Here is a 12,909-nt window from a genome sequence, read left to right as displayed (position 1 = left end):
GGGTATAAATAACACATAAGGGTTTTTAATCAAAATGGAAGAAGGATGAGAAATGAAAAGGGGTAAAAGTATCCATATACTGAATGGCTTACTAGTTGTATTAATCATATTTAACATCTATTCTTTCATAACTGGAAGATTACAAGGATTGAACTTAGCCATTCTTGGATCTGTGCAAATTCTCATGATTGGTATTATTAATAGTGTGCATCACATGTGGATCACTCATATAAAAGATCAGGATATAGTCGAATAAATAGAAGAAAAGGGCCGAAAGATGAACAATTCTCTTCATCTTTCAGCCCTTCTTTATTAGAATCAGGCATGTCCTCCTGAGGTATATTGCTTTCGTCTATTGAGTTGAATGGCCTGCTTCCATGTATCACGAAACTCCAAAACCAATTCCTCCGCCTCGTCCAACATAGCAGGATCATTTTTAGTATTCGCCTCTATCAACCGACTGTTGATATAATCATACATCGCCATCATATTTTGAGAGATTGCCATATCCATATTTAAAGTGATTCGTAATTCACTAATGATATTTTGCGCCTTTAGAAGATTCTCATGTCTGGCCTGGATTTGCTTCGACTCCATCGCAACTCGTGCGGCTTTAATAAATTTCAGGCAGCCATTATACAGCATAAGCGTTAACTCTCCCGGTGAAGCAGTGGTTACAGTATTCGTTTGATAAGCCTGATACGGATTTTGTATTGCCATTTATACGTACACTCCTTTTTATTAACCAGTCGCAAACATGGATGATAAATATCCTGATTGGCTGTTTGCCTGTTGAATTGCTTTTTCCATCGCTGTGAACTGTTTATAGTAGCGATTCTCTACCTGGACTAGTCTGTCCTCAAATCGACTGATACGATCATCAATACTCGTTAAATCTCTCCCCATCGTAAATGTAGCGTTGGTCGACAATGAGGTTCCCGCTCTTGCCTTCAGCTGGTCAGTAGCTGCAGATATATTGTTTTGCAGCTTTGATAGAATCCCATCCTCCGAAGCAAATAAAGCTTCTACACTTTCAGGATCATCCTCTAAAGACTGTTTAATTTTCGTTTCATTGATTTCGAGTTTTCCGCCTGCCATGTAATCAGAGGTTGTCGTGATTCCGATGCTGCTTAAGGATGAATACATACCTGTTGATGTGCTAACTGAACTATAAAAGCTCCCCCGCATGGAATCTAAAGCTCCATTCAGAATAGAATCATTGCGCAGCATTCCTGTCTTCGCAATATTTTCCCATTTCTCAACTTCTTTTTCACTCAAACTATCACGTTCATCATCAGTTAAAGGTAAATAATTTCGGTTACGTTCCTCGCTGACCTTGCCTTGGATTGTTGCAATTAATTCGTTGTATTTATCTACAAAGCCCTTTATGTTGTCGTACACTTTAGTAGTATCATTGTTAATCCCAACGGTGACTGCTTCAGTAAATTCACTCTTAAGCGTAAATGTGACACCGTTCATGGCGAATGTATTGCTTGTCCGTTGAGTCTCTAGGCCATTAATTTTTAATAGCGCATTGGCACCCGCTTGGTAATCAGCTGAAGTCAATTGAAGGGCTTGAGCTAATGATGAAGTATCTATTTGAATATCCTTCAAATCTTTGGCAAAGGTACCTGTTTCTTTTCTAGTTAGAGATATTTTATCTGTAAATGAATCATAGAACATGTTTAATCCAAGCCTAGATGAATTTACCTTACTGATAACATTATCCAGTGATTGATCAGAAGTAATGAAGAAATTTTCACTCATCTCACCATTGGATGTTGTTGTCCTCATATTCATGGCCGTATATTTTTTCGTATACTCAGCCTGTATTTCTATGTCTTCAGTTACAGCTTGTTTAAGATCAACCTTACCTGTTTTGAAATTTACCGTACCAGATATAGTACCAACACTAAAGTCTCCATTTTCGTCAACCGTAACAGATTTACCCCCAACTTTCAGGGTCATAGACCCTTCATTAATGGCTACTTTAGAAAGTTGAAAGCTTGAGGCATCTTTAGCTATAGAGATTGTTTCTATCTTTTTATCTGTCACATAGTTTACTTCGATGGCTGACCCTGATGCAGGAATATTATTTTCGAATGTAATAACTCCTTTATCAATCGTATAATTTGCAACGTCATTACCATTGGCATCCTTTGAATATTGCTCCAACACTTTTCCTGCCACTTTAATTTGAACTTGATCATTTTGAATAGTTACAGTGTCAGGTAATTTAAGATCAATGGGTGACCCGTTGGCCGTAAACTTCTGTGTTTCAACCACACCGGATTTCCAATCAATAGCAGAAGAAAAGCTGCCCGACATGGATTCTAGGGATTTACTGGAATCTATTTTAGGATTTGTACCGGACAATACTTTAGTTGTAAGAGAAGCCGCTTTGGCCAGCTTAACATCGGATAATTGATAACTGGTTGCGCTCGCGCCAGATGTTGCGGTGGCTGTAACCGCTGCATCATTCGTACTGCTTGTCGTTCTGGAACGATAGGAAGAACTCAGCTTCATGTTCAATACATCTTGGCGAAAATTCGTTAACAGTGTATTGATAGAACGGTAATCATCACGTTTCCACTCAAGTGTCTGTTTATTTTGTTTTAATTTATCTAAAGGGATTCTTTCAGCCTGCATTAGCTGTTTAACCATTGTATCTGTATCTATGCCACTAGCTAAACCGGAAATACGCATTCTTTCACATCCTTAAACTTTTCTATCTACAAACAAAGCCATGTTCTCTACCATAGCTGCATACATATCAAGCATCTTCTTTGGAGGAATTTCACGTAGCACATTGCCTGTTACATCATCAACCACGGTTACATAATATTCATTTAGATCCTCGTGAAGCTCGAATTTTAAAGACGCATGCATCGGACCTATAAATTTATTCATAGCTTCCATCGTTTCTGTAAGCTTCTCTTTCATTTGTACATCTGTCATAGGTGACTGTTCTTGTTGAGGAATAACGTTCTGAACCATAGCCTGCTCATTTATAGGAACAGAACTTTTAGTAAAAGACTGTGGAGCCAAATGACCAACATCAGCCGAAATACCATTCACCATCTCGCACCTCCAACTATTCAGTTCACTGTTATTAGGTATATCGGTAGGATGGGGGAGATTTTAAGGAAGAAAGGGATAATTAAATGAATATAAAAATGCGAATCTCTTAGAGCATTCAATTTTGAAGATTATGTCGCAGTTGATTCGTTCATGAAGGCTTACCATACACTCTTTACTTTAAATTAAAAAATCCGGCTTTCCATTAGGAAAAACCGAATTTTCATTATAATTAACGAAGAAGTTGAAGAACTCCTTGTGGTTGTTGGTTAGCTTGAGCCAACATTGCTTGCGCTGCTTGAGAAAGGATAGAATTTTTAGTTTGTTCCATCATTTCTTTCGCCATATCTACGTCACGGATACGAGATTCCGCAGCTGTTAGGTTTTCAGACGCTGTTCCTAAATTATTAATTGTGTGCTCTAGGCGATTTTGATTCGCTCCAAGGTTAGAACGTGCTGCAGAAACTTTTGAGATTGCTGCATCTACCAATGCGATATCTGTATCAAAAGAAGTACCATCTGCTACTATAGTTTTAACAGTTAATGCTGTAGAATCATACCCCGCTTTAGCATCTTTTGTTCCAGAATTAATAGCTATAGTATGTTGTTGCCCTTTATTTGCTCCAATTTGTAAATTTGCAGAATAATTACCATCTAATAATTTTTTTCCTTTAAATTGTGTGCGTTCTGCAATACCGTCTAACTCATCATTTAGTTGTCCAATTTCATCTTGAATAGCTTTAAGATCATCCGCTTCAAGAGTCCCAGCATTTCCTGATTGAACAACTAATTCACGCTGACGTTGTAAAATAGAATGCGTTTCATTAAGCGCTCCCTCAGCAGTTTGAATTAATGAAATACCATCTTGTGAGTTTTTAGCCGCTTGGTCTAAACCACGAACTTGACTGCGCATTTTTTCAGAGATTGAAAGACCAGCTGCGTCATCCCCAGCTTTATTAATACGCATACCAGAAGCCAATTTCTCCATTGATCCAGCTTGTGCATTTGTTGCTGCACCTAACTGACGGTGTGTGTTTAATGCTGTGATATTGTGATTGATAATCATTTAATTTTCCTCCTTGGAATGTGTAGGTGGACTTCCTTTTCCACCTGATAGATTTTAAATTTATATATTAATGGAAACTGGCCCGTTGCCTAGGATGGGGGGTTCCAGTAATAACGAGATTAAAAAAGACGGGCGGTTCTGAAACTGGGATGCTTCCTGCATCGTAGTTTAGTACCGCTCGTCCATGAGCAAATAGGTATCTATTTGTTTTGTTGGTTATCTAATAGTTCCCCACGCGTAATTTTTACGTGTTTGGGGGCATCAATAGCTAAGCGAAGGTGTCCATCTTCACTTTTAACGACCTTTACAGTGATGTCATCACCAATTTTTATAAATTCACCAGGTCTTCTACCAAGTACTAGCATAGTTGTGGTCCTCCTCCTTGAGAAAAGTGATCAGTTTGTAAGACCCCCATAGAGAACATTACCCTCCTTATGCTTTAGTACACATAAAAAAGTAAACATCCCCTATCTCACATTCGCGTCCTGCGAAGATTCAATAAGAAATATTTACTCGTCCTGAGTATTCAGTATGAAATTTTTTCGGGTTGTTTCTCTTACATAATCTATATCGGAAACTTATTTTAACATTTAATAGTTTTAATATAAAATTTTAACATTTTTTATAATAAAAAAATCGGAACCCATAGAGAATTCCGATTTCGATAGATTTAACGTAGCAATTGAAGCACATTTTGCGGTGTTTGGTTAGCCTGCGCAAGCATTGCTTGAGCTGCTTGAGATAGAATGGATGATCTTGTTTGCTCCATCATTTCTTTCGCCATATCCACGTCACGAATACGAGATTCAGCAGCTGTCAAATTCTCTGCAGCATTGTCCAAGTTCGCAATAGAATGCTCTAATCGGTTTTGGTATGCACCAAGCTTAGAACGTCCAGTAGAAATCTTAGCAATATTCTCATCTAAAGTAGCAATTGCTGCCTCTGCCCCAGTTTGATTGCTGATATCAGCATCTGCAATTGCTGCTTGAATATCATCTAATTTCACGCTAGTTAAATCAACTTGGATAACTTGATCTTTATTCGCACCAACATGCATAGATAGAACACCTGCATTACCAGCAGTACCATCAAGTAATTTTTGTTTATTGAATTCTGTATCAGTATTAATACGTCCAACTTCTGTAGCCAAGGCATCAAACTCATCTTTCAAAGCTGCTCTGTCTTCTGCAATGTTAGTATCGTTCGCAGATTGCACGGCCAATTCACGCATACGTTGAGTAATTGAATGTACCTCGTTAAGAGCACCTTCAGCTGTTTGGATCAAAGAAATACCATCTTGAGCGTTACGAGAAGATTGCTCTAATCCGCGGATTTGACCTCGCATTTTTTCGGAAATAGATAGACCAGCTGCGTCATCTCCGGCACGGTTTATACGAAGACCTGAAGACAATTTTTCCATTGAACTGGATTGTGCGTTGTTCGCTACACCAAATTGGCGGTGCGTATTGATTGCTGCGATATTGTGATTGATAATCATAATAAAAAATCCTCCCTGATTTAACGGATCACGTCCATGTGGTCCTTTTTTGTGTATAAGAGATTAAAAGCGGCCGTCTCTCCTTCTCTTGTACACTATTTGTATCGGGTGATTTCAATCGCTCTCTATGAGTCTTTCGTCCTATTTTTAGAGTTATTAATCAAATCTCCAATATTAACCGTAACCTCCGCTGCTTCTACATTTTCATGCTGAATTTCCTCAAATAGTTCCTTTCGATAGACGTCGACTTGCTTTGGGGCTTTAATGCCAAGCTTAACCTGATCGCCCTGTACAGAAACAACTGTAATTTCAATATCGGAACCGATTAATATGGATTCATCTTTTTTCCTCGATAGAATAAGCATGCTTTACTCCCCCTTGCTTTCTACTTTTGGAAATAAAGGTGTTCTAGTTTGGTAGTTTGTTTGATTCAGAATGATTTGTTTTCCTTTACCCTTCTTCGTATCCATAATAAGCGGAGCCTGAAGATTAATCGTTGACTCCTCGAATGGCTCCTTCGCTGTCACAATCGAAAACACCGTAATATGTTCCTCTGTTACCCCTAATGATTCCACAATTTCATCATCTAATTTAAATTCATAATCAGGGTAGGTTAGGAACGGACTTGTAACCACGAAAGCTAGATTCGGTGTCTTCACAGATTGAAGCACAAAGAATGATTGATCATCTGTTAAAAGAAGCAGCACAAATTTCTGTTCGTTCGGAAAGCCGGGAATACCTTCATCAAAGGTAATGATAACTTTTTCTTCGATCACTTGCTCACCATGATATTTTGTTGTCAGCTTCACGTTAGCTTCACCCCTATAGTTTCATTTCGAATGGATTTTGATTAGCTATAAAAAATTCAAGAGATTGATATTGTTTCATGTAATAGCTTATACTGCCTGGAATAATTAATCGTTGGCTGATGGGTTTGTACCTGAATATTCACCTTCTGAGGCTGTATATCTGTTCGATCGATACATCTGCAATCTGTTGTTCAATCGATTGATTAATACGTTTGATTTGGTAGCCGAGCTGCGCTGATGTTGAGTTCATTTGTAATTGGGCAATGGACATGGATAGTCTCTCCTCCTCAAAACATACAAAAAGAGTTGACCCAATTGGCCACTGGGCGCTTCTTGAGTCAACTCATCTTTTTTATCGTAAGAAATCAACCAGGCTTGGCTGAATGATGCTCGCTCCCATTTGTAAAGCAGCTCTGTGCACACTTTCCTGCGTAATAAAATCCGTATAGACCTTTTCCATGTCTACATCTTCATTTTCACTCAGTACCTTTTTCGCCAATACCTCCTGGTTATCTATTCTGGATTCCAATAGCTCCAGGCGATTATAGCGGGCGCCAAGGTCGGAGCGTTCCGCTGAAAAGGTAGTAACCAAACCATCGAATTTCTGGAGTAAAGAATCAAGATCCATATCATCCTCTGATAACTCTCTCTCAATCTCTCCAATTGTATTAAATAATTCCTGACTGAATAGCTGAGAAGGATCTGCATTTGCCTTCAATTGAATTCCTCTTGATACTTCCACCAGATAGGGATCATTCTCTGAATTGACCACGACACCATTTGCATCGGAGGTAACAGGTGCTGTATTCACACTCGTACCATTAAAAATATAGCGCCCGGCAACCTGTGTATTCGCCACTGATACTAAGTCCTCTTTCAGCTGAGCGATTTCCTTTGCGATGGCTTCCCGGTCGGTGGTTTCGTTTGTATCATTTTTTGCCTGGATCATCAATTCACGGATACGTTGAAAACTTTTGTTTCCCTGATCCATTGAAGCCTCTGAGTTGTCCATCCAAAGATATAGCTCTGATAAATTGCGCTTATATTGCTCTACTTCATTCAGGCTTGTCCGATAATACATCCCCTTTTGGGCAATCACTGGATCATCGGATGCCTTTGTAATCTTTTTACCTGTTGATAGCTGTTCAAGATATTGCGCCATCGAGCCATAGCTCTTATTGATATTCCGCAAAGAATTGGCTGCAACCATACTTTGTGTGACTCTCATACCTATTCACCTACCTGCCACCGACGCCAAGGCCGTTGATTATTTTATCGAGACATTCATCAATCATCGTAATCATTCGTGCTGATGCATTATATGCCTGCTGAAATTGAACCATATTGGTCATTTCTTCATCCAATGAAACTGCACTGACGGAAGAACGTCGGTCGCTGACATTCTGCAACAGGGTCGCACTGTTCACAGATAATCGATCCGCCTGTTCCGTTTTAACAGCCAATGTTCCTATAATACTTTGCAGGTAAGCGCCTAAACTTTCTTTTTCAGCAGCTGGAGAAGAGTCAGCTAATGCATCCTTATAATTGAGCTTTTCATAAAAGACATCCGCAAGCTTCAATAGATTGCTTGCATCACCATCATTAGGAGTAGCAACGGACGCACTAGCAATATAATCGTAGCTTTCTTTTATTTCATCGGATATTCGAATGCGGCTGGCAAAACCCTTGACGTTCTGAGGCTCAGCATTATTTTCATCAGCAAAGAACAGAATATCTTCATTAAAATCCTCTATCTTCGCAGCTGGATCACTCTCGAGAGCTGTTTTCCAAGCTGCAAGCTCCTTCGCACTTAGGCCGTCCTTATGAACCTTATTAAACTCAGTTGCAAAGGTATAGGCCATATGATCAAGTCCTTTGAGCATATCTGGCAAATCCCCCGCCAACTCTCCTTCTGCATTTGTATATCCGTATGTTTGCAAAAGGGACAGCAGCTTACCCTCAGAGATAAAAGTAGCAGAAGGTACCGCATTCCCGCCAATTGAAATGGTATCCACCGCACCATCTTCCCCATTAAATGTTAAAGCAATAGGGTTAACTGCAGTAGAATCAACCAAAGTCATCGGTTCAGCAGTGCCATTATTCAGCTTTATGACCGCCGATCCCATTGCCTGGGCCTCTGAATTGCCGCCGTTTTTCACATAATCGACCTTTATATTCATCATGGAGGATAGTTCATCAATCAACAAATCACGGGAATCGTATAAATCATTCGGCAAATAGCCATGCGGTTCAATCGCTGCAATTTGTTTATTAAGCTGGTCGATGCTTCCCAGCATGCTATTGGCCTTTTCAACCGTCACATTCAATTCATTCTTCAAATCGGAGCGGACCATATTTAGGGAGCTGCTCAGATAGGTGAACGTATCCGCCAGCGCAATTCCCCGCTCACGTACAACAGCTTTACCACCTGAGTTGACAGAATTGGTGGCCAAGTCCTGTATGGATTGCCAAAATGAATCAATGGAATCACTAAGCCCTGTTCCCTTAAGCTCGTCCATGACATCCTCTATTTTGCTTAACCCTTCCGCTCTCCCCGTCCAATATCCTAGCTTCGTGCTTTCGCTTCTATATTGAACATCCAAAAAGCTTTCACGAACCCGCTGAATGGAGCCCGCTTTAACACCGGTACCCATTTGACCAGGAATTTGTTCGCGGTTCATACCCGGGTTTGGGTAAGCCGTTTCCGCTGCCATGTTAACCCGTTGGCGTGAATATCCGAGTGTATTGGCATTGGCAACGTTTTGGCCCACTACATATAAAGCTGCCTGCTGAGTCGTCAGTCCGCGCCTGGCTGTTTCTAACCCATGAAAGGTTGATGTCATAAATGCTCCCCCTGTTTCTTTTTAGGCCTTCGAATCAAATAGCGATTTACTTGGTTTTCTTGCACCCTCTGGATCCTGTGGCCTGTCGTATGTATAGCTCTCATTCTCTGGTAACATAAGATTTAAATTCAGATTCACAAATTGAAGAGATTGATAGATTAACTGCTGATTTAATTCATTCCGCTCTTTTAAACTCATAATCTCTTCTCGCAATTCAGCGCCCAGGCTGGTAAGTTCTGTTCGCACGTTTTCCGAAGCATATTGAATACATTCTGATAAGAGTGCGGTTCCATTCTGCACGCCCTTTTCTCTAAGAAAGGCATGTACATCACTCTGCCGCACATTCTCAAGCCGTTCAATCGCAACGACTAGCTTCCTCTCCTGAACAAGCAGACTGCTTAACGACTTTAACTCTTCTGCTTTAATGGCCTCTGTTTTTTCCTGAGCCATTTTGTTCAATTCTCTGTGCAGATCGACCAGCTGCTGAAGGGTTTGAATGATAGATTGAGCTGACATTAATTAGTTCACCCCATATAAAAAAAGAAAGCCAGTACAAACCTTATACTGGCTTCAGGTTTAGTTTTTTGAGTAAAAATCCAATACGCCTTTTGCTGTTTCATTGACATTCACTTGATAGGTGCCGTTCTCTATCTGCTTTTTAATTTCGTCTATTTTAGCCTGACGCTCAACCTCTACACTCGATAGCTGTTGCAATTCTTTCGCTTTACTGGAAATTTCCACTTTATCGGCAAGCTGAGAAGGCTTCATGGAGGTATCGGCTTTATTAACTGCCTTTTGGTACGGATTTACGCCATATTGATTAAGATGATTAATTTTCATTTCGCGTTCCTCACTTTCCCTTCCGTCACACTAGCTTCCAAGGTCTATGTTGATCTTTTAATCTGAGTCATATTATGTCTCAGGCAGATCATCAAGAAGACCTTCTTGCTTATCTACTGTTAGTATCGACATCAAGGGTAATTTGTTTACTGTCTGTGATGAAAATTATGACATACAAAAAAGCAATATTCAAAAAGGACTTAACAGGTCTAAATGCTTATTTTTAGTGCGTTTTTCGGTAATAGGTCATTTGGCGCTCACGTTCCTCTATCTCTTTATAGAGTACCTCATCCCGTTCATGCCTCACAAGGTCTGCCTGAAGATCATCCCTGCAGTCTGCACAAAAGCGGCCCTCGCGAATGAGGGAACCGCAATGCTCACAGGCATAGCCCAAATTAGGGTTGGATGTAATACGCAGCTTTCCACTCCTGATAAATCTCATTAATAAAGATTCATCTACACTAGTTGCCTTCACCACCTGAACAATCGTTGCCGTGCGGTTCTCTCGCTTACGGATATAATGGTATACATCATTATAAATGGCCTCTTCTTTTTTATAGCAGCTCTCACATACATCTCTGAATTGATTTTTCACGAATAGAGCCTGGCAAGTCGGACAGTTGGTCAATTCATTCATATTCTTTACCTCCTCAGGAAATGCTCTTAGATTACTTATCGGATATTCTCTTCAAAGATAAAGATTATCGTGCAATCGTCAAAGAAATGATCCTTTTTGCCCCCGCCTCCTTTAAAAGCGCACCAGCATGCCTCAAGGTGGTGCCTGTCGTATAAATATCATCCAGTATAAGAATCGTTTTGTCCTGAAAATCTGAGGCTTTAGGATGGATACGAAAGACCTGTTCAGTGTGGATACGATCATACCGACTCTTCTTAGACTGTTTTTCACCATGTACACGAACTAACCCATTTTCCAAGACCATTCCAGCCATCATACCGATTGCTTCAGCCTGATTAAACCCACGCTCGTTCAGGCGCTCGTCACTCAGCGGAATCGGAATGACAAAATGAGCCTTCGGCGCTTTTTTACGCAGTTCGGCAGCAAATATACGTGCCAATTCATAATCACCCCGATATTTAAATCGGGCAATCACATCCTTCATAAACGGATTATAGGTATATAAGGAGACATTATAATCAAGTGCTTGACCAAACATGGGATCCACCAGCCATTCTTCACAATCCGGACATTTGTCTCCCGTCTGAAGCGGTTTACAGCAAATCACACACGTATTCCCCTGAATCGAAATAAGCCTGGAGCGACAGGCCAGACAGAGCAAATCAGCCTCCTCTAAAAAGAAGATATTCGCCCAGCCTGCACTCTCACGAATAGGGCTGTGACAATATAGACAAAGTGATGATTGGAAAATCTTCAATCCAGCAGCCCCCTTTTGACAGCTTCTCTATTCATTTGGTTGATTTGCTGAATCGCATCAAGCATGGCATTAGTTTTTCCATAATGAAAATATACACAATCACCGCGAGGATGGTCCTTACTTCTTCCAATCCGTCCTGCAATTTGGACGAGTGCTGACTCGGTAAAGATTTCATCCTCAGCCCCAATCACCGCTACATTCAATTTAGGAATCGTAACGCCTCTTTCCAATATCGTGGTTGTCAGTAAGCCCTGAATCTCACCTCTGCGCAGCTTCATTATTTTATCTTTACGTTCCGAATCCTCTGCATGGACAGAAAGAATTTCAGGAGCATAGCCTTGAAAGAGAGGAAGGGCTTTTTCCATTAATGCGATATTCGGGAAAAAAATAAGAAAGGGGTTCTTACATTCGATAGCAGTTTTGAGCCAATACAAGAGAGGATTGGGGAGTTTATTTTTCTGAATGGATGATTGCCAGTTTCCAACCCATTTCATAGTGGGGACAGGAATAGGGTGTCTGTGAAAACGGGCAGGGAGGAGAATTCCATTTCTTATACCCTGTTGAAATTCGAGCTGCCACTGTTTTGAAGGCGTTGCCGTCAAATAAATAACAGCAGCATCTTTCTTACACGCCTTTTGAACCGCATATTGGAGATGAGGATCAAAGGAATAAGGGAACGCATCTACTTCATCAATAATCATCACTTCGAAGGCATCGGCATAACGCATTAGCTGGTGAGTGGTCGATAAGACAAATGGAGCAAAAAGCTGTTTTTCTTGACTGTCACCATATAGGGCTACGATTGGAATATCTGGAAATACGCTGCGCAGCCTTGGAGCAAGCTCAAGGATAACATCTGTACGAGGAGTCGCCAGGCAAACCCGTTTGCCTGAGAAAAGAGCTTCTTCTATACCGGCAAAGATCATCTCTGTCTTCCCGGCTCCGCATACTGCCCAAATGAGTAAATCCATTTGATTTCGGACAGCTTCCATGATTTTTTCTGAAGCCTCCTTTTGGGAGAGGGAAAGTGAACCATCCCAACGAAGCCGGGCTAACTCAGGACTCCAGCGAGGCATTTCCCCCTTCCATCCAAAAAGAGTAGAGCAGGAGCTGATTCGGCCCATCATAATACAATGGCGGCAATACAGACAGTTTTCACCACACGCACTGTGGGGGAATGTTGCAAACAAACGGGAATCCGTATTGCCGCAGCGTCTGCATATACCATTCTCAATCCCTCTCACAGAATAAATTTGTTCATTTAAATCCAATTGTTCCTTTAATTCATTTGGAATTTCAGTTATGAGGAGTTCTTTACCAATGAGGAGCTGTTGCAGAGATATAGGTGAGGATCCTGTTGAGTGTCTGGATGCTTTCACGT

Annotated in this window: 17 protein-coding genes; 1 reads left to right on the top strand and 16 read right to left on the bottom strand. The window is 40.7% G+C overall.

Annotated elements, in window-relative coordinates; translation table 11 throughout:
• The first annotated feature begins 52 nt into the window (after nt 1-52).
• Nucleotides 53-256, top strand: coding sequence for a hypothetical protein (locus tag A8L44_RS11580; protein WP_066106052.1), 204 nt, complete (start codon nt 53-55; stop codon nt 254-256).
• Nucleotides 257-318: 62 nt separating this feature from the next.
• Here A8L44_RS11580 and fliS read toward each other — a convergent pair whose 3' ends face one another.
• The 16 genes from fliS to A8L44_RS11505 form a co-directional block, all read right to left on the bottom strand.
• Nucleotides 319-720 carry a flagellar export chaperone FliS gene (gene fliS / locus A8L44_RS11575; RefSeq protein ID WP_066106049.1) on the bottom strand — a complete coding sequence of 134 codons (402 nt, stop codon included), beginning with the start codon at nt 718-720 and terminating at the stop codon, nt 319-321.
• A gap of 21 nt (nt 721-741) precedes the next feature.
• A complete protein-coding gene (gene fliD / locus A8L44_RS11570) occupies nt 742-2,706 on the bottom strand; it encodes a flagellar filament capping protein FliD (RefSeq protein ID WP_066106047.1) in 1,965 nt (654 codons plus the stop codon).
• A gap of 12 nt (nt 2,707-2,718) precedes the next feature.
• The gene (flaG, locus tag A8L44_RS11565; protein WP_066106044.1) at nt 2,719-3,081 is read right to left on the bottom strand and encodes a flagellar protein FlaG; all 363 of its coding nucleotides are present in this window, start codon (nt 3,079-3,081) and stop codon (nt 2,719-2,721) included.
• A gap of 229 nt (nt 3,082-3,310) precedes the next feature.
• Entirely contained in the window at nt 3,311-4,144 is an 834-nt protein-coding gene (gene hag / locus A8L44_RS11560) for a flagellin Hag (RefSeq protein ID WP_066106040.1), read from the bottom strand.
• 200 nt (nt 4,145-4,344) lie between these two features.
• Nucleotides 4,345-4,509: a carbon storage regulator gene (locus A8L44_RS11555; protein ID WP_066106037.1), complete on the bottom strand. Its 165-nt coding sequence runs from the start codon at nt 4,507-4,509 to the stop codon at nt 4,345-4,347.
• 305 nt (nt 4,510-4,814) lie between these two features.
• Nucleotides 4,815-5,642: a flagellin N-terminal helical domain-containing protein gene (locus tag A8L44_RS11550; protein ID WP_066106034.1), complete on the bottom strand. Its 828-nt coding sequence runs from the start codon at nt 5,640-5,642 to the stop codon at nt 4,815-4,817.
• 125 nt (nt 5,643-5,767) lie between these two features.
• Nucleotides 5,768-6,007, bottom strand: a complete 240-nt coding sequence (gene csrA / locus A8L44_RS11545; RefSeq protein ID WP_066106032.1) for a carbon storage regulator CsrA — start codon at nt 6,005-6,007, stop codon at nt 5,768-5,770.
• Nucleotides 6,008-6,010: 3 nt separating this feature from the next.
• Nucleotides 6,011-6,451, bottom strand: a complete 441-nt coding sequence (gene fliW / locus A8L44_RS11540; protein WP_066106029.1) for a flagellar assembly protein FliW — start codon at nt 6,449-6,451, stop codon at nt 6,011-6,013.
• A gap of 139 nt (nt 6,452-6,590) precedes the next feature.
• Nucleotides 6,591-6,722, bottom strand: a complete 132-nt coding sequence (locus A8L44_RS19370) for a hypothetical protein (protein WP_302621341.1) — start codon at nt 6,720-6,722, stop codon at nt 6,591-6,593.
• Nucleotides 6,723-6,803: 81 nt separating this feature from the next.
• Nucleotides 6,804-7,679, bottom strand: a complete 876-nt coding sequence (flgL, locus tag A8L44_RS11535) for a flagellar hook-associated protein FlgL (RefSeq protein ID WP_066106026.1) — start codon at nt 7,677-7,679, stop codon at nt 6,804-6,806.
• Nucleotides 7,680-7,689: 10 nt separating this feature from the next.
• Complete coding sequence (gene flgK / locus A8L44_RS11530; protein ID WP_066106024.1) at nt 7,690-9,294, bottom strand: flagellar hook-associated protein FlgK; 1,605 nt, start codon at nt 9,292-9,294, stop codon at nt 7,690-7,692.
• A gap of 21 nt (nt 9,295-9,315) precedes the next feature.
• Nucleotides 9,316-9,810, bottom strand: coding sequence for a flagellar protein FlgN (locus A8L44_RS11525; RefSeq protein ID WP_066106021.1), 495 nt, complete (start codon nt 9,808-9,810; stop codon nt 9,316-9,318).
• A 60-nt stretch (nt 9,811-9,870) separates the two neighbouring features.
• Nucleotides 9,871-10,134: a flagellar biosynthesis anti-sigma factor FlgM gene (gene flgM, locus A8L44_RS11520; protein WP_066106018.1), complete on the bottom strand. Its 264-nt coding sequence runs from the start codon at nt 10,132-10,134 to the stop codon at nt 9,871-9,873.
• Between the two features lie 223 nt (nt 10,135-10,357).
• Nucleotides 10,358-10,771, bottom strand: a complete 414-nt coding sequence (locus tag A8L44_RS11515) for a TIGR03826 family flagellar region protein (protein ID WP_066106015.1) — start codon at nt 10,769-10,771, stop codon at nt 10,358-10,360.
• Nucleotides 10,772-10,835: 64 nt separating this feature from the next.
• Entirely contained in the window at nt 10,836-11,528 is a 693-nt protein-coding gene (locus A8L44_RS11510) for a ComF family protein (RefSeq protein ID WP_066106012.1), read from the bottom strand.
• On the bottom strand, nt 11,525-12,907 hold the full coding sequence (locus A8L44_RS11505; protein WP_368072444.1) for a DEAD/DEAH box helicase: 1,383 nt from the start codon (nt 12,905-12,907) through the stop codon (nt 11,525-11,527). The genes A8L44_RS11510 and A8L44_RS11505 overlap by 4 nt, the downstream gene beginning before the upstream one ends.
• Nucleotides 12,908-12,909: the final 2 nt, after the last annotated feature.

It is taken from the genome of Bacillus sp. FJAT-27986 (assembly GCF_001685035.1).
Lineage (GTDB): Bacteria > Bacillota > Bacilli > Bacillales > Pradoshiaceae > Pradoshia.
This window is presented reverse-complemented; position numbering and strand designations above follow the sequence as displayed.